The sequence below is a fragment of the Pseudomonas sp. MWU15-20650 genome (genome assembly GCF_023242475.1).
GTDB lineage: Bacteria > Pseudomonadota > Gammaproteobacteria > Pseudomonadales > Pseudomonadaceae > Aquipseudomonas.
The window spans coordinates 30,182-55,034 of the sequence record NZ_JALJFG010000028.1 but is presented as its reverse complement, the minus strand read 5'-3'; the positions used below and the strand labels follow the sequence as shown (position 1 = coordinate 55,034).

Here is a 24,853-nt window from a genome sequence, read left to right as displayed (position 1 = left end):
TGAGAGCGATGATACGGGCGCCGGCCAAGACGGTCCGGGTTTTCATGCAACGGCCCATTCCAGGGTGGATGTCCCAGGGGCTCCACGGTAATCGCCGCAACTTAACTGAAACTGAATTGCCACCATGGCAATTTTCGACACGTCGCGCGCCCATCGCCCTGCGAGATTTCCTATACTGCCCCGCTCGCGTCAAAAGAGACCCGGTATGACAGCCATCCATATCCCATTCCGCGCCTTGACCCTCAAGGCCGGTAAACGCGCCTGTTCGCGCATTCGCGAACAGGGCCTGCAACCGGCTGACGTCGGCATCCTACCCGGTGCGGCGGGCGGCCCCAAGGCCTTGGGCATCCAGGGCCTGGACTTGGCGCTGTTCGGCGACTGGTTGCCGCGCGCGCCGCGCGAACGTGCACTGATCGGCGCGTCCATCGGTTCCTGGCGGTTTGCCAGCGCCTGCCTGCCCGACCCGGTGCAAGGCTTGCTGGACTTGGGCCGCCTGTATAACGAACAGCGCTTCGCCAAAGGCGTGACCATGGCCGAAGTCAGCCGGAGCTGCGAGCGCATGCTCGATGACCTGCTGGCCGGCCGTGATGCGCAGGTGCTGGGCAACCCCGACTATCGCCTCAATATCATGGTGGTCAAGAGCCACGGCTTGCTCGCCGATGATCACCGTGGGCGGCTGGGGCTAGGGCTGTCCTCGGTGATCGCCGATAACCTGCGGGGCCGCGCACGCCTGTCACGGCACTTCGAACGGCTGATCATCCACGACCCGCGCCAGGCCCCGCCAGTGCATCCGCTGAAGGATTTCCCGTCGCGCTTCCTGGACCTGCGGTTGGGCAACCTGCGCCAAGCATTGCTGGCGTCCGGCTCGATCCCCATGGTGATGCAAGGCGTACGCGACCTGCCTGGGGCCGGCGCGGGTACCTACCGCGACGGTGGCCTGCTGGACTACCACCTTGACCTGCCCTACCACGGCAACGACATCGTGCTGTACCCGCACTTTACCGACCGGGTCATCCCAGGCTGGTTCGACAAAAGCCTGCCATGGCGACGCAGCAACCCACAGGGCTTGCAGGATGTGTTGCTGCTGGCGCCCTCTAAGGACTACCTGGCTCGCCTGCCCCACGGCAAATTGCCGGACCGCAGCGACTTCAAGCGCTTCATGGGCGATGACACAAGCCGCAACAAGTACTGGCAAACGGCGATGAGTGAAAGCCGGCGGTTGGGGGATGAGTTCCTGGACTTGGCCGACAACGGCAAATTGGGCGAGCACTTGCAGGTGCTATGACCAAGCGGTATGCGCGGGATGGGATCAAGCTGTTAAACTCGCCGCCTGCCAGATACCTGACCGAGCTGAAAATACTGTGGAAATCTTCAAGGAATTTACATTCGAATCCGCCCATCGCCTGCCGCACGTACCGCAAGGCCACAAATGCGGGCGCCTGCACGGGCATTCGTTCAAGGTGGCGATCCATCTGAGCGGCGACCTGGATCCCCATACCGGCTGGATTCGCGACTTCTCGGAGATCAAGGCGATTTTCAAGCCACTCTATGAGCGCCTCGACCACAACTACCTCAATGACATCCCCGGCCTGGAAAACCCCACCAGCGAAGTGCTGGCCAAGTGGATCTGGAATGAATTGAAACCTTTGCTGCCCGAACTCAGTGCGATTCGTATCCATGAGACGTGCACCAGCGGTTGCATCTATCGCGGTGAGTAAACCGGCGACGTAAAAAAACCACCCTGGCGGTGGTTTTTTTACGGCTGCTGTCGCCCCCTTCAACCCGTAGTCATTGCTCGGTACCCAGGAGAACACCATGGAAAACACCTGGCTGGCCCAAGCCAAACGCTTGCAGGCGCTGGCGTCTACCGGACTGTACTTTTGCACCGATGATTTCGAACGCGAGCGCCTGGAGGAGATCGCCGAGATTGCCCACAGCATGCTTGCGCAATTGGCCGATGTTCCCCTGGAACGCATCACCGGCCTGGTCTCGGACTTCGCCAAGCGTTATTCAACCCCCATGATCGACGTGCGCGGTGCGGTGATCGAGGGCGACCGGATTCTGCTGGTACGGGAATTGACCGATGGCTGCTGGGCGCTGCCGGGTGGCTATGCCGATATCGGATTGTCGGCGGCGGAAAACATCATCAAGGAGATCCGCGAGGAAGCCGGTCTGACGGTAACGGCGCGGGCGCTGTACAGCGTCACGCACAAGGCCAAGGGCTTGTATCGGCCGGATGTGCGAGACTTCTACAAGTTGTATTTCCTGTGTGATCGGGTGGACCAACTGGCCCCGATGGCGGGCTTCGAAACCACCGAGGTCGGCTTTTTCGCCTTGGACAACCTACCGCCGCTGTCCCGTGGGCGCACCATCGAAAGTGACCTTGAGGCCGCCTTTGCGTTTCATCGCGGCGAGACCACACAGACACTGTTCGATTGATCCAACTTGTCTCACGGCTGCACCGCTTTCGCGCCTGACGGGGCACGACGCACGATCCTGCCGGTGATTTACCCCTGATTGGCTATAAATACTGTGCGCGCGTCACTGCGGCTGTTTTGGCACGCACGGTGCAGTGAGCCTGCGTCACTCACTCAGGGAGCAAGGCACATGACGCAGCAAGCACCGGGAAACGACTACCCCCTCAGCGAAGTACCCCTGCACGCGCGCAAGGGCCTGGCGTCCACGGCCATGGTGCTGCTGGGCTTCACGTTTTTTACCGCCACCATGTTTGCCGGCGGCAAGCTGGGGGTCGCGTTCAGCTTCACCGACATGCTCGGTGTCGTGGCCTTGGGTAACCTGCTGTTGGGTATCTACGCCGCAGGCCTGGGTTACGTCGCGTTCAAAAGCGGCCTGAACTCGGTGCTGATGGGGCGCTTCTGCTTTGGCGAAGTGGGCAGCAAGCTCAGTGACTTGATCCTCGGATTCACCCAGATTGGCTGGTATGCCTGGGGTACCGCGACGGCCGCAGTGGTGCTGGGCAAGTATTTCGAATTGAGCCAGGACAGTGTGCAGGCGTTGATGGTGGTATTCGGCCTGTTGTTTTGCGCCACGGCGTACGTGGGGTATCGCGGGTTGGAAATCCTGTCCTACATTGCGGTGCCGGCCATGGGCATTCTGCTGTTGCTGTCGATGTGGGTCGCCACCGTAAAGGTCGGCGGGCTGGATGGCCTGCTGGCGGTAGTACCAACCGCTGAGCTGGACGTGTCCACGGCCATCACCTTGGTGTTCGGCACCTTTGTCAGCGGCGCGACCCAGGCCACCAACTGGACACGGTTTGCCCGCTCCGCCAAAGTCGCGGTGCTGGCCAGCCTGATCGGCTTTTTTATCGGCAATGGCTTGATGGTGTTGATCGGGGCCTACGGGGCCATCGTCTATCAACAACCGGACGTGGTGGAAGTCTTGCTGCTGCAAGGTTTCGCCATGGCGGCGATGGCCATGCTGCTGCTCAACATCTGGAGCACCCAGGACAATACCATCTACAACTTCGCCGTTGCCGGTTGCAACCTGCTGCGCACCCAGCGCCGCAAGACCGTGACCCTGGCCGGTGCGGTGATCGGTACCCTGCTCGCCCTGCTGGGCATGTACGACATGCTGGTGCCGTACCTGATCCTGCTTGGCACGGTAATCCCGCCGATTGGCGGAGTGATCATGGCAGACTTTTTCTATCGCTATCGAGGCCAATACCCACGCCTGGCGGATGCGCGCCTGCCGGCGTTCAACTGGCCGGGGCTGGCAGCGTATGCGGTGGGCACGGTGCTGGCGTTCAACTCGCCGTGGGTCGCACCGTTGGTGGGAATTGTTGCCGCGTCACTGACCTACCTGCTGCTCAGCGCCATACTACGCACTATGACCGCCTGGGCATCAGTATCACCCTGATGATCCGGCGGCTGTCTGCCTGACTTTTTTTGCCAAGAGGAACTTGCCCATGCATATCATCAACGCCCGCCTGCGCAACCGTGAAGGCCTGCATGATCTGCACCTGGAACACGGCCGGATCGCCAGCATTACCGCGCAAACGGGGTTGCCGACACTGACGGCGGGAGACCTGGACGCCGCCGGCAACCTGGTGATACCGCCCTTCGTCGAACCACACATTCACCTCGACGCCACCCTCACTGCCGGCGAACCGCGCTGGAACATGAGCGGGACTCTGTTTGAAGGCATCGAATGCTGGGGTGAACGCAAAGCCACCATTACCCAGGCAGACACCAAGACCCGCGCAAAAAAAACCATCCAGGCCCTCGCGGCCCACGGTATCCAGCACGTGCGCACCCATGTCGACGTCACCGACCCAGACCTCACCGCGCTCAAAGCCCTGTTGGAAGTACGCGAAGAAAGCAGGCACCTGATCGACCTGCAAATCGTGGCCTTTCCCCAGGAGGGCATCGAGTCGTTCCGCAATGGCCGCGAACTGATGGAAGAAGCCATTCGCCTGGGTGCCGACGTAATCGGCGGCATCCCGCACTTCGAGTACACCCGCGACCAAGGGGTAAGTTCGGTGAAGTTCCTCATGGACCTGGCCGAACGCACCGGTTGCCTGGTCGACGTGCACTGTGATGAAACCGATGACCCTCACTCGCGCTTTCTCGAAGTTCTCGCTGAAGAAGCCCGCAGCCGCGGGATGGGCGCCCGCGTCACCGCCAGCCACACCACGGCCATGGGCTCCTATGACAACGCCTACTGCGCCAAACTGTTTCGCCTGCTGGGGCATTCCGGCATCAGCTTCGTCTCCTGTCCCACCGAAAGCATCCACCTGCAGGGCCGCTTCGACAGTTTCCCGAAACGCCGTGGCGTCACGCGCGTAAACGAACTGCTCGAAGCCGGCATGAACGTCTGTTTCGGCCAGGACTCCATCGTCGATCCCTGGTACCCCCTGGGTAACGGCAATATCCTGCGGATCCTCGAGGCCGGTTTGCACATCTGTCATATGCTCGGCTACCGCAACCTGCAAACTGCCCTGGACCTGGTCACCGATAACAGTGCCAAGGCCATGGCCCTGGGCGACCGGTACGGCCTGGAGGCCGGTCGACCGGCCAACCTGTTGATCCTGTCGGCCGACAGCGACTATGAAGTGATTCGCAGCCAGGGCCTGCCCTTGTACTCGATCCGTAACGGCCAGGTGCTGATGAAGCGGCAGCCGGCCCAGGTGGAGTTTGTGTAACCCAGTCGGCTAGACGACCGAGTCGATGTCCAGTGTCTGCGCCCTTCCCCGCTCGTTGTGAGAGGCTGGCGGGATACTGGCGAGTTGGGATAACTCGCGGTTTTCGCGATGGCTGAACCAGCGCGTGAGGCTGGGTTGCAGGTGCACGGAGCGCGCGCAACTGCCATACACATCACGAGCCTCAAGGCGCCGCCAGCGCAGGCTGGCGAGGCGCTCGCGGCTGGTATGCAACCGGTCTATCTCCGCGTTCAAGGCGTCGTTGGTTTCATGACTACGCTCATTGGCCGGCCGCCGACGGGCACGTTCACGCCGTTTGCCCCTCAACTGCTCGCGCATGTCTTCGAGGGCTCGGTCGAGCAACTCAAACTCCCTCGGGGTAACCAGAGGGCCTTGGCTATCCAGGGTTTGTTGCCAGCGTCGTAATGTGGCCCAGGCCGCGGGGATGTAGCTGGCAGTCATGAAGTGCTGGCTGGCCTGGAATAGCTGTTTCAGCAAATTGTCGCGGGGCGGCATATCACCGTGCAGTTGCAAGGCGCGATTGCAACCGGCGTCTTGAATGGATTCACAACCGGGTTTCCATAACACCGAAGAATGGGTTCCATCCGGGAGCGTGATCGGCGTGAAGTGATGCTGCTCACCGTGATGCTCATAGGCGTTACCGCCCACCCGTACCAGCCCGGCGGCGAACAACAGGCCACCAGGAGCGGGGGCGCTGAATAACGTGATCGCCCCGGGTACCCAGAGTTTGGCGGTGGTGTTCATCCATGGCGCCGGGACGCTGGGGACGGGGTCGTTGTGGTTGACGATGCGGTGATGCACCAGCGACGAGGCGCCACGCGTGAATTCGGCGTCGGCGGCGCGGGGGGCACCGTAGGTGTAGAGGAGTGGGTTGTAGTTGCGATCCGCGACGCGTCGCAGCCCTTCTGCCAAGAGCAACGCAATCGCACCGCCCAGGCTATGACCGCAAATGACTATTCGCTGCCTTTCGTAAAACTGGTCGAGGTAACGAAGCACGAAATCGTTCATCGCCAGGTAAGCCTGATAAAACCCCTCATGCGCTTTACCAACACCGCCGGCAATAGCCACCTGATGAGCGTTTGCGTCCCGCAGCACGTCGGCACCGCTGACCGTTCCCCGCACAGAAATCAGGATCACCTCATCATGGTGAGTGATGAAAGCCTGGGTGTCAGTACCCTGTTTTTCATCATCGAAAAAGTGTAAGCGTGCCGGATGCTCCTGGTCGTCCTTAAGTTCCGGACGATTTTCAGGGTACAACTCTGGATCGAAAGGCAGGATCTCGAAACGCCTGGAGTAAGGAACCTCTTCATAAAACGGATAGAAACGCTGCTCTTGCTTTGGATCAACGCGCCAGGCTTCCTGATATCCCGAGAGCTTTTCAGCGAACAGATTTCCAACCGTAGAGCCCCGTGGAAAACTGACTTGATCCCTAGGCATCTCGGGAGGCTGTTGGCCAAAGTCGCAATAACTCAGGGCCGACATTAAAGCCAACTGATAGAGGTTCAAGGCGCAGAACGCGTCTTCATTGGAAAGCATCGGGCGCAATGCTCGCAATGGCCGTACTTCCAGCACAGTGTGTTGATTCGGGAACAATACGATCCCAGAAAGGGTCGGTTGTGGCGGACCGAATCCAAGGTCGGCCATCATTTTCAGTGCATGAGTTTCAGGCCGGTGAACCGTAGGTGCCAAACGGGGTAGATGCGCGACATGACGAACCAAATCACTGACCTCCACTTGATAAAAGCGATCCCCTTTTTGCCGCGTTGGATTCTCCTTGATACGCTGGCCATCAGGGTTGGAAAAGTATGTTCGTTCAGCGCGAACTTGAAGCTCAGTGATAGGTAGCCTGTACGTCAGGCGCGTTCTCAGCCGGTCATAGAGTGCTTCATTCCCGCCATACAACTCATCCAAGATAAGAATGATGGGACCGCAATAAAAATCCTGCAGCTTGGCGAAACCGTCTCCATTCAATCTGCCGGCGTACCGGCGGCCGGTGCTGTCATGAATAGTGTATGAAAGCCCACCGTAAGCTTTTCCACTCCCCGTTTCATCCACCAAGCAAAAACTCGCCCATTGGCCACGCAATGCACATGCAGGCATTTCGTCGCTAAAAAAAGATTGCTTCCTTGCATCCAGTTCCATAATGCTCGCTCCCTATTATTGGCATGTTGGATAAACATCACATATGCGCCCATCAGGCATTTTGATAGGCTTAAACTCCGTAGTATTACCAGCGCAAAAGGCGGCCAGGTCCTCAAAACTTTGGCCTCTGCAACGCTTCCACCCACCCGGTACAGCTATCCATCTATCGTCAAAAGCAGGTAATTCTTCGTCAATAACCGTCAGCCCCATTCTGAGTTTTTTACCCGGTAGCTGATGTCGTTGCACAACACCACCCGCGCCTTTTTTTTGCGGCTGCCTCACTGAGTCCATTGGGCGGCATAACAGAATTTTGGTGATCGCATGCACAGGCCCCACCGTCCGGAAATACCACCGACATTGCCGATGTATCTTTTGAACACCCGACTCAGGCATCCCAGCGACATCACCTTCCAAACGATCTCGAATGGAAATACCAGCAATATCGCCTCCAACATCCGAGTGCCGCGCCCCCCACTTCGCATAAAAATCAAACTCAATACTGCGTAATACGAGCGGACACCCCTCTACCGTTTCATTCAGCGGCAATACATAGCTCACCCGAGTGGCCACAGAGTTGTACTCAGTAAAGAAAACCTTTCGTTCTGGTCTCTGGCCTCGCCGACGTGGCAATGTGCACAACTCACCTGTGCCAGGAGAATAGTTAGCCGCCGTTTTAACTTTGAAATCCGCCGGCAAATCCATCTCCAACGTAAAGCTCTGCGCAGCCTTCCCCGCACACCCTGAAAGCCATGTCACGCAAGCAATGAGCAACACACGTCCCATCCACCTATTCAAGCTCGAGCCCCTCCCTGCGCCACTGGTCCACCACCCGTTCAAAATGCTCTCCTGGCACCTCCCCTACCCACGGCTGCCAACGAATAAGACTGCCGCGAGTCGCTTCCTCCAACCGGCGTACCACCAGGAATTCCAGCTGATCCGGCCGGTGCCACTGCCAGGCACGAGCCTGCACGAGTACCTGGGCCAGCCAACTCCTTGGGTCTTGAAACTCAGCCAACGCCACGAGCTGCTCACTGTGCTCCGCCAACAGGTAACGCAGGATATTGGCGTGCAGGATGGCTTGGGCATGGGGGTTTGGGGTGTTACGCCAGGGAGCGGGCTCCGGTACCGGGTAGTCGCCAGGGGCGGGGTTTTCGCGTTGCCGCCAATGGCCCTCATGCCAGTAGCACACGCTGATCAGCGGCCCCAGGAACGCCGGCCAATGCGCTGTCGGTAGATGGGCCAAGGCACGGGCCAGGGTGCGGTTGTCATGAATGCGATAAAGCGCCTGCTGCCCCTTCGGCCCCACCAGCAGTCTCTCGCGCCAATGGTGTGTCACACCCGACAAATCAGCGGCGGGCAAGCTGCCCAACCACCCCCAGTTTGTCTCGGGGTGTTGCAGCAGGTCGACCAGCGTGGGCTCGTGCATCTGCTCCAACAGCAAGATCACCGGGCCTGCGTTCGCCAGCTCCGCCGCGGCGGTCTCGCTGTAGAGGGTGCAATATTGCGACAGGCCGCGCACGGCCAACATGGGCTGCCGGGCCTCGCTGCTGCCCTCAAGCATCAGGCACAGCCGATGCCCCATCTGCTGCTGTTGAACCATCCATTGATGGGGCAAGCTTTCCATCAGGCTGCCCTCTCGGCGGTATCGCACAGGCCTTCACGGCAGCACTCACACAGGGGGCAAAAATCCGCCTCCAGTTGCCTGGCCAGCTCCATGAGGGCGTCTTGCGCTACGGAGAGCTTCGGGACCGCAACCGGCGAGGCCCCCACCGAACGGGTTACGGATGGTGAGCCGCCCAGGGTGACGGGCCGGCTGCTGAAAATACCGCCGGCCTGAATCACCAGGTGCTCTCCTCCTGCCTTCAGGCTCAATTGCGCGCCCGCATCGACAACCAGGCGGGCACCGGCCTTGAGGTGAACGTGCTGCCCCGCCTCGATCACCAGGGTCTGGCCAACTCGGGTCAGGCTGTCACCCTGCACGCTGAGATGATCGTGCGCATCGAGCACAACCTTGCGGTCACCGGCAACGTGGTGATGCTCTTCGCTTCCCAGTTGAACAGAGCTTAAGCCCCGGATGACTTCACGCCGTTCCCCGCCCACTTCCAGACGGCTGTCATGGCCCACCTGTTGCTCCAGATCGCGCTGGGCGCGCAGGTAGATCAGTTCCTCGCCGCAGCGGTCCTCGACGTGCAACTCGTTGGCCCCCGCACCACCCGGGGAGCTGCGGCTGCGTAGCACGCTGCGCGTCTTGTGCTGTGGCAAGGAATAGGCCGGCAGGTGCAGTGCATTGGGCAGGCAGCCGTTGATAAGAGGCTGATCCGGGTCGCCTTCCAGAAAGGTCACCAGCACTTCCATGCCCACCCGGGGAATGACCAGGGTGCCGAAACCATCACCGGCCCACCCCGACGCCACCCGCACCCAACAGCTGCTTTTGTCATCGGCCTTGTCCAGGCGGTCCCAATGAAAGCGCACCTTCACCCGCCCGTACGCATCGCAATGTATGTCCTCACCTGCCGGCCCGGTCACCGTGGCGGTCTGGCTGCCACTGATCGTCGGTTTGGGATGTTTGAGCGGCGGCCTATATACCGCCCGCCATGGGGTTGCAGTGAAACGGTTACGATAGCCCTGGAACCCGTCAGCCTCGACGACCGACTCCTCCAATACCTGGGGTTGATAACCTTCGTGATGGACCGAGGTCAGCAGCCATAAGTCATTGCAATCGGCGTCCGGGTGTTCACACAACTCGAGAAAGAGACCGCTGCACAGTGCAGGCTGATCGCTCTTGCCCAATACCTGATGACAATCGCTCTGATGGCGCTCCAGGTCCCGTCGTGCCAATTGCGCACCCCGTGCGTGGCGGGTGAAGCCTGCGGGGTAGCCATAGTCTTCGAGGGGCAGTGCCGACGCCGCGCCGGCCTTGTCTTGCAGGCGCAACGATGGGTGCTCAAAGTCATAGTCACGGCGCACGGTTTGTTGGCTACGTGTTTCCAGGCGCCGGTCGAAACGCTGGATGACTCGGCCCTCGCGCGTCGGATCGGTTGACGCGCAATAGCGTTGAACAGGCAACCGTCGAAACACGGTCTGGTCATCACCGAAAACCAGGAGATGATTATCCACACTGTGGCGAAAGTGGTAGTGAATGCCCTCTTCCTCACACAACCGCTGCAGGAAGTGCAAGTCGGACTCGGTGTACTGCACGCAGAACGTTCGCGGCGGATACAGCACCGGCCCGAGCTCGAAGGCATAAGCGTCTGCAAGGATGCCATGGTGCTCCAGGACTGCCGCAATAATCTGCGGCACGCTGCGCTGCTGAAAGACTCGCTGGTCGCGACGGAGGGCAAGGTATGCCAGGCGCGGTGCCAGGGTCAGGTGGTAACGCGTGAGCCGAACCCCGGGGTCATCCCGCCCGATGGCATAGACCTGCCCATGCAGCCCCAGACCCGCTTCGCCGAAGTCCAGATAGGCGGGTTGGTGCAGCAAAGCCTCCAGGTTTAACGAGGGGTCTTCGCTGACTAACTGCACCTGGATAAAGTACGGCTGATCAAGGGCCTCGCAGCCGTTGAACGCCAGCACCTGGAAGCCTGTGTTTATCTCTGGAAGGATCAACTTGAAACGTGACGAAACAAACGTGCTAACCATCCGTTGTTACCCACCCTCAACTTTTTGACTGAAATACGCGCCCCCCGCAAATGCCAATTGGATTGCGAAAGAAAGCGCCTTGACGCCCTGAAGCTTAGCGATTTCAGGCACATTTCGGACGTTCAGAAATAAAAAAGAAGTTTCGTACGGCGAAGTTGGAAGTGTCTTTTACAAATCAAGAAATGCAGTCAATCAGCCATCCACTAACAACAAGAAAACTCTTACTTTTACTTGTAAGTTAATTAACTAGTTCGCAAGGAAAAAACCGACACCTGTTCTAACCATCCGGCATTATTTCCGGGTCAACTTTTTGCCCGCGCCGTGCCGAAAAGACTGACCCTCAGCAATGTTCCATCCTCCACCTGCAAGCGCACGGGCGCTATGCCCCCCGGCATCACCACGGCGACGTCTGCGCATTCAACCCAGCCCGCTCGCCACGCTGCGCAAGCCACCGCACAGGCGCTGGTCCCCGAGGACGCGGTAGGCCCCTCTCCCCTCTCGAACACACGCGCGATGAGCCGATTATCGATATCCCGGGCGACCCATTGCAGGTTGACCCCACCGGCACAAGGTTGGCCGGCGCCCACGGGCGGCGCAAAGGCAATAGTCCGCAACGGCATGAACAGGGCCGCCTGATGCATCGTGTCGTTGTCCGGCAATGCCGACACCTGCTCGACCAGCGTCACACAATGGGGGTTGCCCACTCGCACAAACTGGCTATGCGCCCATTGTGGGTTGAGCGTAACCAGCGCCGGTACTGAGTTGAAGTCATGCTGCCCAACAGCCTGGGTACCCACGCCCACCGCCCCAACGGCCAACGCACCGAACATCGGCTGGCCCAAAGCCAGCCAAAAACCAGGAACCTGCTCATGCATCGCCGGCTCGACAGACGTCGCCACGGGCGATGCTGCGTCCGACTTGTCGTGATGCACCCGCAATTCACCGCCCTGCGTCATCAAGCCCTGGTCGGTCAGGGCTTGGGCAAAGATGGTCAACCCATTGCCACTGCGCTCGGCGAGAGAGCCATCGGTATTGATGATCAACAAGTCAAACGGCGACTGAGTCTGAAACGGCCCCACCAACAAACCGTCACAGCGATGTGCCTTGGCATCGGCCGGATGCGGCGATGAGCCCCAACCGCATTCAGAGGCGATCGCCGACGCGGCCCAGGTTTCCCGCGTGCTCGCAGCCAGGGCAGCGCTTTGCGGCACATCAATGCCCTGGCTGCATAAATAGGCCGGGCTAACCACCCCATAAACATTGCCGCGTGCGTCGTAGAACTGAGTCACGCTGACACCTGCATGGAAGTCTTCATCGGTACTGTCGTCCAGTTGCCTGCTCTCTGGTGTAGCAGCGTATTACAGAACAACGGTCTCGTGTGAGGTGCGCTGAAAGAGGGTAATCCCAGAGCAGGAAACCTGGGGTTCAACCATTCCCGCAGGGATTACACACCTTCCAGCGCACCTCCTACGCTCTGTGTGGCCATCAACGCCCAGGACGTTCCGTGTTTGTAAAAAAATTCTCGCAACCCGCGCGCTACTCTCTCAGGCGTAAAGGGAACCCGGCTCGCTCGATGGGGCCTGATATGCAAGGATGTCACGCCGGACATCGTTCGCTGAACGCAAAACCAAGGATTTTTCATGACTGCTATCCCCACCCCTGCACCCGTGGTTGCCGGGCGGCTGGAACAAATGTCGACGCGTATCGCGTTTTTCATCGCCGGTTTCGGTATCGCAGCCTGGGCGCCCCTGGTGCCGTATGCCAAAGCACGCGCGAATCTGAATGAAGGCACGCTCGGCTTGTTACTGCTGTGCCTGGGAGTGGGTTCGATCATGGCCATGCCGATGGCAGGTGCACTGGCGTCCCGATTTGGCTGCCGACGCGTACTGGTTGCCGGTACGCTCATGATCTGCCTGGCCCTACCAATGCTCGCCACCGTCAGTTCGATTCCATTATTGATGACCGCACTGTTTCTGTTTGGCGCTGGCCTGGGCACCGTAGACTCCACGGTCAACTTGCAGGCGGTGATCGTCGAGCGAGCCAGTGGCAACACCATGATGTCGGGCTTTCACGGGCTGTTCAGCCTGGGCGGGATTGTCGGTGCGGCGGGTGTTGCAGGCTTGCTGGGGCTGGGGCTCTCGCCCTTGCAGGCGACCTTTGTGGTGATCGCCATTATGGGGGGGGCTTTGCTCAAGGCGGCGCCGCACTTACTGCCCTACGGGAGTGAAAGTTCAGGCCCGGCCTTTGCCGTTCCACAGGGTGTAGTGCTGTTCATCGGCTGCCTGTGCTTTATCGTGTTTCTTGTGGAAGGGGCTGTGCTGGACTGGAGCGCGGTATTCCTCAGCGCCGAACGCGGACTGGACGAAGCCTACGCGGGCCTGGGTTACGCGGCATTTGCCCTGACCATGACCGCCGGGCGTTTGACCGGTGACGCGATTGTACGGCGCTTGGGCGCAACCCGGGTAATCGTCGTCGGCGGTGCGCTGGCCTCGGCCGGTATCTTCCTCGCCACGCTCTCCCCCGCGTGGGAAATGGCGCTGCTGGGTTATGCGCTGGTGGGCGCAGGCTGTTCAAACATTGTCCCGGTGCTCTATACCGCCGTCGGCAAGCAAAACGTCATGCCGGAACACATTGCCGTGCCTGCCATCACCACCCTGGGCTATGCCGGGATATTGGCAGGGCCTGCGGTGATCGGGTTCATCGCCCATGGCAGCAGCCTGGCTACCGCCTTCTTGTTGATGGGTGCATTGCTGGCGGCGGTAGCGGTCAGCGGAAAAATACTACGGGTATGAACGCACTCGATATGAGCGGCTTGAATCCTTCAGAACGCTCATGTGGGCCAGGATGCTTAACTGCCCTTTTCTTTTTTGTCGTTTTTCAACCAACGGTCGATGCTGTAGTTCTTCAACCAGCCATCATCGTTATGGCTACCGAAAATATTGGTGCCATTGGCCTTGTTGCTGTCCAGGGAGGCCAGTAGCCCCGGACGTTCGACCAGGTTCTTGGCCATGTATACCTGCAGCTCGCTGTACTTTTTCTTTGGGAAACCGGTAGCCGGGTCACGCACAACTTCACCGTTCTTACCGATCTCGTCAGGGTCCTTGCTCATTTCGATCAGCTTGTCGACCTTCACGTACCGGTGCTTCTGGAAAAAGAAGTTCCAGTCTTCCGACTTATCCCGCAGTTCATCAAACATGCCCCTGAATGTCTCAACCACCTGCCTATCGGTTTTTGCGTGGAACGGGTCTGCGCTGCGTGTGTTGGGGTTGGTATTGCCGACCATCAAACCGGCAGCCTTGCTCAGGCTATCAGTGGTGATGTGGCCGCCATTTGTCAGTATTGCCTCATTCAGGCGGGGCCGGTTAAGTATCTCCTTGGCCAGCTTGATGGTGAGCTCGGAGACTGTGCTTTTGGTGGGATCTTCGCTGGCAATCTTCTTCAGTGCAGCCTGGCTCAGGCCCTTTTTTTTTGTCTGAAACTGCTCCAACTCCGAAAAATTGTTTTTCAGCGCGGTCGCCAGCAAGTGGTCATCGGAGCTTACATAGGGGTTACCGACCTGACTCATGCCCCCGTAGTAGTTTTGATGGTCAATGTGCCGGCTGGCGCCATTCATGCTGTTAACGCCGCTCAGCAAGGAGGGATAGGCGGGGCTCCTCTCCTGCAACGGCTTGCCTGTGGCCTGAGCATCTATTGACGGCCGAGAATAACCGCCCCCCCCAGACCCCAGTGTGGGTGCATTCTGCTTCGCGCCTGCAAAAGGTATATGCGACACAAAGGTTGGTCTGACACCTGAGTTAGTAATCTCGGTCATGTTTCCTCTCCACCCTATTTAGATTTCGTAGCCCGGCTGCTTGCTCGTCGAAACCACTTTGCGCCTCAACACGGAGCCAGGCCCAGATTATGTGGTGCTCTGAAAACATTGGTTCCGGGCAGACGCCGAGCCGGCCTGGGTAAACCTTGAGCGTTTGTAACCAACCAAACCGACGAGGCTCGTAGGAGGTAAAACGACCTGCTCGCAGGAACAACCAATCACGGCCGGCGGAACAACTTGCTCCAGAGAACAGCGAGCATTGAAACCGCCGGGCCCGGCACTGAATGTTCGCCAAAGGCCCGAGTGCCTTTATCGAAATCTTCGGCGGTGGGTGCCTTGAAGCTGTATTTAGGTGTGGACGTGAGGTTAAGCGCCTTCTGCTGGAAGATGCGTTGGCTCTCTGCCTCACATCCCGCAGCAGGCTGGGGCGATACGGTGTACCGGGAGGGGTGAGATTCAAAGGATGTCGAGTTCATGATGGAGACCTGATCCAATTGACGAAAACACCCATGGGCAGCAACAACCGATGGGTGTGTTCTTCGTGGTAAATCGTTGCAAATGGTTCCAGCACGGCGGGGGGATGTTTCAAACACCAAGCACTTGTCAGGTAATACCAAGTGGTGCCCAGCACTGAACGGGGACGGGATTAGCGAAGCAAGTTCATTAACTCAGCCCGTGAAATCCTACCGTCGCGTTGCGACATGAAAACGTTATCCATCAACCCCTTCAACTCCGGACGAGCCATGATCTCCCTTGATAACTGAATGAGGTGATCGGTGTATGGGTTACCTGTCAGGGTTTCCGACGCAAGTTCTTTGAACCTGCTGAGTTTGATGTCACGTTTCCAGAACCCGTCCGCCAACCCGTAAAAATGATTGAGTACGTCTTGCACGATCTCTTTGTCGTCTTTGAGCTTCAAAGGGTTACTGGAAAAAATGAAGCTACCGATATCACCCTTGGTAAGACGGCCATCCACGGCGCCCGTGTGCCCATTTCGATCAAGGGCTTGTATCAAGCCTGGGCGTCGTAACAGCTCCCTGGCCAGCCTAATCTGGTTGTCCGTGGTCGGATTGCCGGTCAGCTGCCGGTCCGCCATTTTTTTCAGGCTCTGAGGGGTGACGCTCCGCGAAGGCCATCGCCCCTTGAACGCATCAAAGTTGTCCAACAGCATCTGAGCCAGCACCTCGTTGCTTTGCCTGGAGTAATGCGGGTCCGGCTGTGTGGGGTTCGGGCGTGGCGGCGGGCCTGGGTTGAGGTGCCCTGGGAGTGGGCGCGGGGGTGGTCCTGGGTTAGGGTGCCAATAACCTGGGACTGGCCGCTGCGGTGCACCACCGAACACCGGCCCGCAATGACCGGTTTGATGCTTGAAACGCGGGCCCGACGTGTGCTGGATGATTGACCGAAGGGCCGGGCTAGCCTCTGCGTGAGTTGAGGTGGAATGTGTGGGGCCAAGCGTGACCGTTTGATTGGATGCGGGTACCGACATAGGGTGCTCCAGTTCTGTTTTTAGGCGGTGGCCTCACTGCGCCGGACGCCCTAACGATCGATTAATCGTAAAAAGAATCCTGCACCAGCGGCCTAACCTGTGTGGCAGCGCTGTCGGAGTTGGTTCCTCAATGGGCCGAAAACTTCTAATGGCGAGTAGGAAAGACGTCTGAAGGGATGAAAAGCAGAGCGCAATGAAAATCGCCGTTCACCCTGGCCAGGAGGAACGGCGATCGCGTCAATCAATACGCAATCAAAACCCGACGCTGGCCTGCACGAAGAACGTACGCGGCTCACCCAGGTATATCCCGGCGTTGTTGTCGCTGGAGCGCGTGAAGTGCTGCTGGTCAAAGACGTTTTTCACACCCACGCCCAGCTTCAGGTTGGACAGCTGCGCGCCGAAGTCATAACCACTGCGCACGTTGACCGAAACATAACCTGGGATATCACCGTATTGACCATCGGCAGTGCCTTGGGTGATGTAGGTGGTGCCAGTACCTGGCGCGCGCTGGCCGGATTGGGCGTAGACATCCAGGTTGTGGGTCCAGTGGTTGACGTCATAACGCAGGCCCAGTGTGGCCACTTCGCGGGAGTACAACGGCAAGTCACGGCCCTTGAAGGGCACGTCGCCTTCGGAGGTCGCCTTGGTGTAGGTGAAACCCGCGTTGGCGCTCAGGCCCTCGAGGCGCGGGTCGAGGTTAGACAGGTCGTAGTGGGCCGATGCTTCGATACCGGTGTGTTTGGTGGCGCCGAGGTTGGTCCAGCCGACGTCATTGCTGACGTACTGCAGCTCATCGGCGAAGTCGATGTAGAACAACGTCACTTCGCCGCCCCAGACGCTGTCGTTGTAGCGCGTCCCCATCTCGTAGGTCTTGGCTTTCTCCGGATTAAGCCCATTGGCCGTCTGGTTGCCGGTGCCTCCCTGGCCCAGCTGGAAGTACTGCAGGCTACCGAAGGAGGTTTCATAGTTGGCGAACAGTTTCCACGCATCGGAAACGTGATACATCACGCTCAAGGCCGGCAGCGGTTCGTTGTTGTGGACCTCTCGACGCTTCTCCTCGGTCCGCTTGCCATTCAGGGCGACCACCGGGCGGTCATGCCATTGGGTGCGGATGTCTTCAAAACGAATGCCCGGGGTGATGGTCCACTTGCCGATGTCCACTTTGTTATCGATGTAGAACGCGTTGGCTTCGGTGCCGCCGGTACGGTCCTGATAGACATGACCATCGCTCTGCCCGCCCGGCGTCGGCACATTGTTGACCAGGTTCAGGCTGCTGGCCTGTTCGTGCATGCCTTCTTTGAAGTAGCGATAGCCGAGGCTGACTTCCTGGGTACTCGGGCCCACGTCGAAGACATGGGAGACCCGCGGCTCGATGCCGAAGGTGTAGTAGGTACGCGGGTAAGAGCTGATGGCCTTGAGGTCGCGGTTGGCGATGTTGCTGCCACGGAAACTGTCGGAATAGTAAGTCAGCACTTCGGCCTGCGTGCGGTCGTCGATCTGGCGGATGTACTTGAAGGACATATCTTTACGGCGGCCGCTGAAATTGTCCCAGTCACGTACCGACTGGTAGGGGTTGGCATCGAACTGTTGCTGGGTCAGGCCACCCGGCATGTCGGCGCTGGCATCGTAATAGTGGAAATTGAGCGAGAAGTCGTCCTGATCAGTCGGTGCCCAGTGGGTCTTGAAAATCACGTCGTCGATATCGTTGGCGTTGTTGCTGCTGCGGTAGCCGTTGCCCTTGACCCCGGAGTACAGCAACGCCGCGCCGATACCGTTGTCTGCGGTGCCGCCGACGAAGGCGTTCTCAATGTGTTTCCAACCGCCGTGGGCGGAGGTTTCCAGGGTGGTGCCGACGTCACCGGAAAACGTCTCGGGGATGGCGCGGGTCACGAAGTTGATCACGCCGCCCACATTCTGTGGCCCATAACGCACGGAACCGGCGCCACGGACAACATCGATGCTGTCCAGATTGCCCGAGGAGATCGGGGCCATCGACAGCTGCGGCTGGCCGTACGGAGCAAAGGCTGCCGGTACGCCGTCAATCAACACCGTGGAACGCGGTGATAGGCGTGAGGTCAAGCCGCGTACCCCGACGTTGAGAGAAATATCGCTGCCACCGGTACCGTTGGCTTCCTGCACCTGTACGCCCGGGATACGTCGCAACACGTCACCGACGTTCATGGCGCCCTGCTCCACCATGGCCTCGCGGCGTACAACCGTACGTGCTCCAGGGTGGTTTTGTACCACTTCGGCGTTGGCATCGCCCAGCCAGTCACCCATCACCTTGATGTCGGTGACGCCCAGCTCAAGCGGCGAGCCGGCTTCACCGGTGCCGTTGCCCACTGGGCGCAAGGTCACGGAGCCGGCGTCGATCTGGTAATCGAGGCCACTGCCTTGCAGCAGTTGGCGCAAGGCTTGTTCGGGCGAGAGGTTGCCGTCGACCGCAGAAGCGTGCTTGCCCGCGACCATATCGGGGCTGAAGAACACCTGCAGCGAGGTCTGCTGGCCCAGTTGGCTCAGTGCTGCGCCCAGGGGCTGGGCGCGAATATGAATACCCTCGGCGGCAGACGCGGTGGGCAGCACGCTGCTGAGCGCAATAGCCAAGGCCAGGGGCGCCCAGCAAGGGATTTTATGGTTGTCGATGGCGAGTTTTTTCACGTCGAACCTAGTCCTGTGATCGCAAGAGTGTGCGGCCGTTAATGCAAACCAGTTGCAGTTGCAGGAGAAGACGAAGAACTCGAAAAAAACCTGAATCTCAGCGTGAAATAATTTCCTGGCTGCCATCCGGCAATGGGCGCAGGGCGACAGGCAGGATGTGTGGCAAGGCTTTGAGCAAAGCCTCGGTGTCGCTGGATTTGAATACGCTGGTCAAGCGCAGGCTGCCCACCGCTGCCGTGCTGACCCGTAACGGTTGCTCGCGATAACGCGACACTTCCCGCGCCACCTCACTCAACGGCGCGTTGTTGAACACCAATTTGCCGGCGCGCCACGCCGTCAGTTCTTCAGGATTGACCGCATAGGCCGCTGCTACCTGGCCCTGAGTATCGATATACGTGCCACGGCCTGCGGTCAGCGTCACGCTCAGGTCCGACGCACGCCCCTGTACCTTGACGGTACCGGCCTCGACCACCACGCGGGTCTGGTCGTCATCCCGGCGTACATCAAAGCGTGTACCGGTGACAGTCACCTGCCCGGCCCCGGTGGCCACAATAAACGGGCGATGGGTGTCATGCTCGACGCTGAACATCGCTTCGCCCTGCTTGAGCACCACGCCACGCAGGCCCTTTTCATAACGCACTGCGACCACGCTGCGGCTGTTGAGGTGCATGATCGACCCGTCGGGCAAGGCCACCTGGCGGTGCTCACCCAACCGCGTACTGAACTCGGCACTGTAGGGCTTTGGCTGATCCAGCCCACTGAATAATCCCAGGCCCAACGCAACGGCGACCACACTGGCCGCCACCGCATAGCGCAACACGGCGCGGCGCTTGGGGCGCTCGACCGGTGCATCGCACAGGGCCTGCAACCGGGCCTTGGGCAGCCAGTCGGCAGCGCTCCACACCCCTTGCAGCACATCGAATTCGTACTGGTGGCGGGGATGCTCTGCGCGCCACGCGTCGAACTGCTGGCGTTCGCAGACGCTCAACTCAGCGTCTTGCAGGCGTACAAACCATTGCGCGGCTTCGTCGCGGGCCCGGCTATCCATCATGGAAGGTCCTGTTTCAGAGCGAGCTTGAGTCATGGGGCCATTGCGTCCAGGCGCTCACGCAGATGCCGCAGGGTGCGGATCATATACTTTTCCACCATGTTTTTAGACAGCCCCAGGCGTTCGGCGATTTCCTGCTGGGTGAGGCCCTCGATCTTCTGCCAGATGAACACCTTGCGACAGTTGAGCGGCAACTCGGCCAAGGCACGTTCAACGCAGTCGGCCAACTGGATCGCGTGCATGTAATGCTCCGGGTCGCCGCTGTGGGGTGAGCGCTGATCAACGTCTTGTAGCGTCAACGCCTCGCGACGGTCTTCGCGACGGTAGGCGTCCACGGCGATATTGCGCGCCGTCTGGTGCAGGTAGGCACGCGGTTGCTCAACCTGGACCGCTTCGGACTCAAGCACTCGTACAAAGGTGTCGTGGGCCAGGTCTTCGGCCTGCTGACGGTTCCTCAAGCGGCGCGTCCAGGTTCCGATCAACTCTTCGTAGTGCTCGAAAAAACCTGTTCTGCGGGGCGGCTGAGGGATCATCGCGGGTGCACTGGGGAGGCGGGGCGTGAATAATAATGCTTCCTATTAAGTCGGGCAATTGCATCACGTCGAGTCATCGACGGTAAATGCCCTACTCGCGCAATTCGAAGGGCTGTTCGATAACGTCCTGGGAATCCAGCCCGACCTGCACCTTGAATACCCCAGGCTCGGCGACGTAACGCAACGAGTCATCGTAAAACTTCAAGGCATTTTCATCCAGGGTGAACTCGATGAGTGTGCGCTCGCCTGCCTTGAGCATGACTTTCTCAAAGCCTTTCAACTCCTTGACGGGTCGGCTGATGGAGGCCACCTCATCACGAACATAAAGCTGGACAACGGTCTCGCCCGCCCGCGCGCCGGTGTTGGCCAACTCAACGCTGACCTTAAGGCGTTCGCCTCTGTGCAATATCGGGGTGGACAACCGCAGTTGCGACAGTTGGAAACGGGTGTAGCTCAAGCCATAGCCGAAGGGATAGAGCGGCCCCTCATCTTCATCGATGTACTGCGTGGTGTACTTGTAGGGTGCGGTGGAGTTGTAAGGCCGCCCAGTGCGCAAATGGTTGTAGTACATCGGTATCTGCCCAACGGATCGGGGAAAGGTCATCGGCAATTTGCCCGAAGGGTTGTAGTCACCGAACAACACATCGGCCACGGCATTGCCGCCTTCGGTGCCGCTGTACCAGGTTTCCAGCAGCGCGTCGGCCTGGGATTGCGCCAGCGTCAGGTCCAGGGGGCGACCGCTCGCCAGGACAATCACCAGAGGCTTGCCCACTGCTTTCAAATGCTTGAGCAATTGCTTTTGACTGGCGGGCAAATCGATATGCGCGCGACTGGTGGCTTCGTCATTGAAGCCCCAGTGCTCACCCACCACCACAACGATGACGTCCGCACGGCGGGCAATTGACACGGCCTCGTTCAAGAGTACGTTCGGTGCGCGGTGATCGATATCCAAGGGGGACTTGTACAACTTCATGCGTTCGGCTAATACCCTATCGTCGGTAACATTAGCGCCTTTGGCATACAGCAGCGTTGCCTTGCCCTGAACGGCACGGGCTATGCCTTCATGGATGCTGACCACTCGCAAGGCACCACAATCGCCACAATAACTGCCCAGCAGATCCCGACGGCTGTTGGCCAGAGGACCAATCACGGCGAGGGTACCCTGCTTGCGCAACGGTAGGGTCTGCCGAACGTTTTTCAATAACACAAAGGTCTCGCGGGCGATTTCGCGAGCGACCTTTCGTTGCAATCGAGACTCGATGGGCGGTAAAGGCGTATCTCGAAGTTTGCGGTAGGGGTCGTCGAATAAGCCCATGTCGTACTTCATCTCCAAGACCCGCCGCACGGCCGCATCCAGCACCTCAACCGCCACCCCCCCTGTTTTGACGAGTCCGGGCAGCGTATCCACCGACGCGCTGTCGCACAGCGCCATATCGACACCGGAACGCAACGCCAGAGCGGCAGCCTGCCTCGGATCGGCTGCCATACCGTGATCAACCAACTCACCAATCCCAGCACAGTCACCCAGCGTCACTCCCGCGAACCCCCATTCCTGACGCAGTACCTTCTGGATCAGCCAAGGGTTGGCCATCGCCGGAACGCCACCCACGGTATTGAACCCGATCATCACCGCCCCGGCACCAGCATCGACGGCAGCGCGATAGGGAGGAAAATAGGACTGGTACATGCTGACCAGGCTCATATCGACACTGTTGTAATCCCTGCCCCCCTCCACCGCACCATACAAGGCGAAATGTTTGACGGTTGCCATCAGACTGTCGGCGGCACCGAGATCCTGGCCTTGATAAGCCTTGACCACGGTTTCGGTGATGCGCGAGGCCAGGAAAGGATCCTCGCCATAGCCTTCAGAGACTCGGCCCCATCGAGGATCGCGGGTGATATCGACCATGGGGCCAAACGTGAGATTGATCCCCTCGGCGGTGGCCTCCTCGGCGCCGATACTGCTCGCCAATGCGATAGCCGGCAGGTCCCAACTGGCCGCGAGGCCCAGGCTGACCGGAAAGATCGTGTGTAACCCGTGGTCCACGTCCTGAGCAAAAAACAACGGTATCTTTAACCGACTTTGTTCCACCGCGACACGCTGCAGCATCCGCCCAGATGGGGGATAAGGCACACCACCAAACCCGCTGACCGCGCCTTTGGCAATCGACTCCAGGGAATTGGCATTGAGATGTATCCAACCCAAATCGCGCAGGTGCAATTGCCCGACCTTTTCCTCAATGGTCATCTGACTTAGAAGGTGTTCGATGAAGGCTGTCTTCGATGGATTCTCCTGTGCATAGGCACCCAAGCTGCACAGGGTGGTAATCAGCACACATAACCAACGGGTCATAAGCGCTATCCCTTAGGCATACGTAATGCCTATAGCCTCAACCTGCCGACACATCACGTCTACTGTCAGAATTAACAGGTCACGCACGCAGAACCTTCCTCCATGCCACCGAAGCAGACGGTGAACTTACGCACCATTCCGTTGAATCTATCGCCGAACACGTGGGGTACCAGGATGCCACGGCCCTACGGCGACTGATGCGCCGCTTGTTGAACGTCTCGCCAAAACAACTGCGCCCGTAGTCGTCACGATCGGGTTGGTCTCGACCAATCCATCGCCCCCTTGCTATGCAGCAATGGTGCATGAGGTTCGGCCCGTGCGAAACTTCCCCGACTCATGAATCACGAACGGTGTTGAAATGGTGCGTTTGCTGGCTGTCTCGGGAAGTCTGCGTCAGGCCTCCTCCAACTCAGTGTTGCTACGGGCAGCGGAACATCTATGCCCCGAAGGGATAAGGATCACCCATTACGAAGGCATCGGTGAACTGCCTCACTTCAACCCGGATCTGCTCGAGGAGCCCCCCAAGACAATCGTCGAGTTACGCTCAATTATCGGGCAGGCGGATGGGCTGTTGGTGTCGTGCCCCGAGTACGCCCGGGGTATTCCCGGCGCATTCAAAAACATGCTCGATTGGCTCGTGAGCAGTGAAGAGTTCCCAGGCAAGCCTGTCGCGCTGTTCAACGCTTCACCCAGAGCCAGTCACGCGCAAGCTGCATTGCGGCTGGTCCTGGAGACGATGTCGGCGCGCATCATCGAAGAGGCGTCAATCACGGTTAACCTCTTATCCAGCCCGTTGAGCGCCGAGGGCATCGCCACCGACCCGGTGATGGGCCCACTGATGGGTACTGCGCTCGATGCATTCAAACGGCACCTCGACAATCAACACCGTTGATACGCCAACAGCGCTTGGCGAGCGGTAGGCCGCACACCGTGACTTGCGGCGCGAACGCTGCCAGCCAGTGCATCTACTGGCCGGCCCTTGCATGAACCCATTCGTTTATCGTTTCAAGGGCGCCTGGCGCATAGGCATGGCGACCTTCCATCAGGAACCTCATCGTGGTGAACCAGGACCATTCGCTGGTGAGTTGTGTGTTGTAAGACGCCGCTCGGAGTAGCCCATGAGTTGCACCCGGTATGACTTCAATCCGGTTGGCGGGATGGTTGCCCCCCACTGTCTTTCGGTAGAGGGCTGGGTTGACTTCGGGATCGACATTGAGATCGTCCGCCCCCCACAACGCGAGCAGCGCAATATCGAGTTTTTTCAGGGCGCGGGTCGCATCTTCGTGAAGGTTTCGCCGTACAAAAGCCCATCGCTGCGGGCTTATACCGTCCAGAAGGTCAACCGGCGGCACCTGCGTAGCGGCAAACAAGCGCTCATCGGCGGCGGCCATCTCAGCCATCGTGGTATCGATGTCACGCGCGGACATCCCTGTGCGTTGCAACCGCGTCCGAGTGTAATAGTCACCTTGCTGTTGCCAGGAGACAGCACCTCCGACCAGCACCAGAAAGTCCGCTTCACCCGACGCAAAGCGGGGCAATACCCAGCCGGCTTGTGAAAATCCAAGCGCACCGACAGGAATTCCTTGCAGCTTACTGCGCAGGGCGGACAACGCGCTGCGCGCGGTCACGTAACGATCAGCCATGGACTGGCCGAGCCAACTCCCCTGCGAGCCCCCAATGCCTGGCTTATCCCACGAAACCACCGCAATACCTGCATCGAGAAGCGCATTGATGAGGGGATCGTAACCATGCTGCGACGTGCGATCCTGGGGGCCATCTCCGTGAACCAGAACGACTGCCGCTGTTGCGCGGTGGTCAGGAAGCCAGAGCGTGCCGGCCAGGTGCAGTCCATTTGCGTCGAATGCAAAAGGCTCGCTGGCCCTGCGATCCAGGCCATAAGTGTCAAGCCGCGCGAGAACCACCAAAGCGATAGCCACGATCAGACAGACGACAGAAATCAACCTTACGCGGTAACGCTTCATCCAGATCACTTTATGCATAGTC

Annotated in this window: 19 protein-coding genes and 1 pseudogene; 8 read left to right on the top strand and 12 right to left on the bottom strand. The window is 59.3% G+C overall.

Annotated elements, in window-relative coordinates:
- The first annotated feature begins 205 nt into the window (after window positions 1–205).
- The 5 genes from M5B43_RS19600 to codA all read left to right on the top strand — a co-directional run bounded on the left by M5B43_RS19600 (window position 206) and on the right by codA (window position 5,161).
- Complete coding sequence (locus M5B43_RS19600) at window positions 206–1,285, top strand: patatin-like phospholipase family protein (protein WP_248751653.1); 1,080 nt, start codon at window positions 206–208, stop codon at window positions 1,283–1,285.
- 76 nt (window positions 1,286–1,361) lie between these two features.
- The gene (gene queD / locus M5B43_RS19595) at window positions 1,362–1,718 is read left to right on the top strand and encodes a 6-carboxytetrahydropterin synthase QueD (RefSeq protein ID WP_122720764.1); all 357 of its coding nucleotides are present in this window, start codon (window positions 1,362–1,364) and stop codon (window positions 1,716–1,718) included.
- Window positions 1,719–1,815: 97 nt separating this feature from the next.
- The gene (locus M5B43_RS19590) at window positions 1,816–2,439 is read left to right on the top strand and encodes an NUDIX hydrolase (protein ID WP_248751652.1); all 624 of its coding nucleotides are present in this window, start codon (window positions 1,816–1,818) and stop codon (window positions 2,437–2,439) included.
- A gap of 168 nt (window positions 2,440–2,607) precedes the next feature.
- Window positions 2,608–3,876, top strand: coding sequence for a cytosine permease (codB, locus tag M5B43_RS19585; protein WP_248751651.1), 1,269 nt, complete (start codon window positions 2,608–2,610; stop codon window positions 3,874–3,876).
- Window positions 3,877–3,925: 49 nt separating this feature from the next.
- Window positions 3,926–5,161: a cytosine deaminase gene (gene codA / locus M5B43_RS19580; protein WP_248751650.1), complete on the top strand. Its 1,236-nt coding sequence runs from the start codon at window positions 3,926–3,928 to the stop codon at window positions 5,159–5,161.
- A 9-nt stretch (window positions 5,162–5,170) separates the two neighbouring features.
- Here the strand turns inward: codA and M5B43_RS19575 are convergent, their stop codons facing one another.
- The 5 genes from M5B43_RS19575 to M5B43_RS19555 form a co-directional block, all read right to left on the bottom strand.
- A complete protein-coding gene (locus M5B43_RS19575) occupies window positions 5,171–7,321 on the bottom strand; it encodes a lipase family protein (RefSeq protein WP_248751649.1) in 2,151 nt (716 codons plus the stop codon).
- A gap of 15 nt (window positions 7,322–7,336) precedes the next feature.
- Complete coding sequence (locus M5B43_RS19570) at window positions 7,337–8,104, bottom strand: hypothetical protein (RefSeq protein ID WP_248751648.1); 768 nt, start codon at window positions 8,102–8,104, stop codon at window positions 7,337–7,339.
- Between the two features lie 4 nt (window positions 8,105–8,108).
- Window positions 8,109–8,945, bottom strand: coding sequence for a DUF4123 domain-containing protein (locus M5B43_RS19565; RefSeq protein WP_248751647.1), 837 nt, complete (start codon window positions 8,943–8,945; stop codon window positions 8,109–8,111).
- The gene (locus M5B43_RS19560; protein WP_248751646.1) at window positions 8,945–10,960 is read right to left on the bottom strand and encodes a type VI secretion system tip protein VgrG; all 2,016 of its coding nucleotides are present in this window, start codon (window positions 10,958–10,960) and stop codon (window positions 8,945–8,947) included. Before M5B43_RS19560 ends, M5B43_RS19565 begins: the two co-directional genes overlap by 1 nt.
- A gap of 302 nt (window positions 10,961–11,262) precedes the next feature.
- Window positions 11,263–12,249, bottom strand: coding sequence for a diaminopimelate epimerase (locus M5B43_RS19555; RefSeq protein ID WP_248751645.1), 987 nt, complete (start codon window positions 12,247–12,249; stop codon window positions 11,263–11,265).
- 351 nt (window positions 12,250–12,600) lie between these two features.
- Here M5B43_RS19555 and M5B43_RS19550 point away from each other — a divergent pair, with 351 nt between their 5' ends.
- Window positions 12,601–13,752 (top strand): MFS transporter, encoded by a 1,152-nt coding sequence (locus M5B43_RS19550; protein ID WP_248751644.1) that lies wholly within the window; start codon window positions 12,601–12,603, stop codon window positions 13,750–13,752.
- 56 nt (window positions 13,753–13,808) lie between these two features.
- Here M5B43_RS19550 and M5B43_RS19545 read toward each other — a convergent pair whose 3' ends face one another.
- The 6 genes from M5B43_RS19545 to bglX form a co-directional block, all read right to left on the bottom strand.
- The gene (locus M5B43_RS19545; RefSeq protein ID WP_248751643.1) at window positions 13,809–14,771 is read right to left on the bottom strand and encodes a hypothetical protein; all 963 of its coding nucleotides are present in this window, start codon (window positions 14,769–14,771) and stop codon (window positions 13,809–13,811) included.
- 646 nt (window positions 14,772–15,417) lie between these two features.
- The gene (locus M5B43_RS19540) at window positions 15,418–15,942 is read right to left on the bottom strand and encodes a hypothetical protein (RefSeq protein WP_248751642.1); all 525 of its coding nucleotides are present in this window, start codon (window positions 15,940–15,942) and stop codon (window positions 15,418–15,420) included.
- A 567-nt stretch (window positions 15,943–16,509) separates the two neighbouring features.
- Window positions 16,510–18,915: a TonB-dependent receptor gene (locus M5B43_RS19535; RefSeq protein ID WP_248751641.1), complete on the bottom strand. Its 2,406-nt coding sequence runs from the start codon at window positions 18,913–18,915 to the stop codon at window positions 16,510–16,512.
- A gap of 97 nt (window positions 18,916–19,012) precedes the next feature.
- Window positions 19,013–19,966 carry a FecR family protein gene (locus M5B43_RS19530; protein ID WP_248751640.1) on the bottom strand — a complete coding sequence of 318 codons (954 nt, stop codon included), beginning with the start codon at window positions 19,964–19,966 and terminating at the stop codon, window positions 19,013–19,015.
- A gap of 29 nt (window positions 19,967–19,995) precedes the next feature.
- The gene (locus M5B43_RS19525; RefSeq protein ID WP_248751639.1) at window positions 19,996–20,496 is read right to left on the bottom strand and encodes a sigma-70 family RNA polymerase sigma factor; all 501 of its coding nucleotides are present in this window, start codon (window positions 20,494–20,496) and stop codon (window positions 19,996–19,998) included.
- Window positions 20,497–20,587: 91 nt separating this feature from the next.
- Window positions 20,588–22,849: a beta-glucosidase BglX gene (bglX, locus tag M5B43_RS19520; RefSeq protein ID WP_248751638.1), complete on the bottom strand. Its 2,262-nt coding sequence runs from the start codon at window positions 22,847–22,849 to the stop codon at window positions 20,588–20,590.
- A gap of 122 nt (window positions 22,850–22,971) precedes the next feature.
- On the opposite strand from bglX, the pseudogene M5B43_RS27305 reads away from it, so the two are divergent.
- Together M5B43_RS27305 and M5B43_RS19510 are read left to right on the top strand one after the other, a co-directional pair.
- Window positions 22,972–23,091 (top strand): annotated as a pseudogene (locus tag M5B43_RS27305) (AraC family transcriptional regulator); the annotation flags it as partial.
- Window positions 23,092–23,207: 116 nt separating this feature from the next.
- Window positions 23,208–23,741, top strand: coding sequence for an NADPH-dependent FMN reductase (locus M5B43_RS19510; RefSeq protein WP_248751637.1), 534 nt, complete (start codon window positions 23,208–23,210; stop codon window positions 23,739–23,741).
- Window positions 23,742–23,814: 73 nt separating this feature from the next.
- Here M5B43_RS19510 and M5B43_RS19505 read toward each other — a convergent pair whose 3' ends face one another.
- Window positions 23,815–24,849 carry an alpha/beta hydrolase gene (locus M5B43_RS19505; RefSeq protein ID WP_248751636.1) on the bottom strand — a complete coding sequence of 345 codons (1,035 nt, stop codon included), beginning with the start codon at window positions 24,847–24,849 and terminating at the stop codon, window positions 23,815–23,817.
- Between the last annotated feature and the right edge of the window lie 4 nt (window positions 24,850–24,853).

Bases quoted from the DNA above. Each gene is read 5' to 3' on its own strand.
- M5B43_RS19510 (WP_248751637.1), top strand. From the start codon at position 23,208: ATGGTGCGTTTGCTGGCTGTCTCGGGAAGTCTGCGTCAGGCCTCCTCC.
- M5B43_RS19530 (WP_248751640.1), bottom strand. From the start codon at position 19,966: ATGATGGATAGCCGGGCCCGCGACGAAGCCGCGCAATGGTTTGTACGC.
- M5B43_RS19575 (WP_248751649.1), bottom strand. From the start codon at position 7,321: ATGGAACTGGATGCAAGGAAGCAATCTTTTTTTAGCGACGAAATGCCT.
- codA (WP_248751650.1), top strand. From the start codon at position 3,926: ATGCATATCATCAACGCCCGCCTGCGCAACCGTGAAGGCCTGCATGAT.
- M5B43_RS19570 (WP_248751648.1), bottom strand. From the start codon at position 8,104: ATGGGACGTGTGTTGCTCATTGCTTGCGTGACATGGCTTTCAGGGTGT.
- M5B43_RS19590 (WP_248751652.1), top strand. From the start codon at position 1,816: ATGGAAAACACCTGGCTGGCCCAAGCCAAACGCTTGCAGGCGCTGGCG.
- M5B43_RS19525 (WP_248751639.1), bottom strand. From the start codon at position 20,496: ATGATCCCTCAGCCGCCCCGCAGAACAGGTTTTTTCGAGCACTACGAA.
- M5B43_RS19565 (WP_248751647.1), bottom strand. From the start codon at position 8,945: ATGGAAAGCTTGCCCCATCAATGGATGGTTCAACAGCAGCAGATGGGG.
- M5B43_RS19545 (WP_248751643.1), bottom strand. From the start codon at position 14,771: ATGACCGAGATTACTAACTCAGGTGTCAGACCAACCTTTGTGTCGCAT.
- bglX (WP_248751638.1), bottom strand. From the start codon at position 22,849: ATGACCCGTTGGTTATGTGTGCTGATTACCACCCTGTGCAGCTTGGGT.
- M5B43_RS19560 (WP_248751646.1), bottom strand. From the start codon at position 10,960: ATGGTTAGCACGTTTGTTTCGTCACGTTTCAAGTTGATCCTTCCAGAG.
- M5B43_RS19540 (WP_248751642.1), bottom strand. From the start codon at position 15,942: ATGCTGTTGGACAACTTTGATGCGTTCAAGGGGCGATGGCCTTCGCGG.
- M5B43_RS19505 (WP_248751636.1), bottom strand. From the start codon at position 24,849: ATGCATAAAGTGATCTGGATGAAGCGTTACCGCGTAAGGTTGATTTCT.
- M5B43_RS19600 (WP_248751653.1), top strand. From the start codon at position 206: ATGACAGCCATCCATATCCCATTCCGCGCCTTGACCCTCAAGGCCGGT.
- codB (WP_248751651.1), top strand. From the start codon at position 2,608: ATGACGCAGCAAGCACCGGGAAACGACTACCCCCTCAGCGAAGTACCC.
- M5B43_RS19550 (WP_248751644.1), top strand. From the start codon at position 12,601: ATGACTGCTATCCCCACCCCTGCACCCGTGGTTGCCGGGCGGCTGGAA.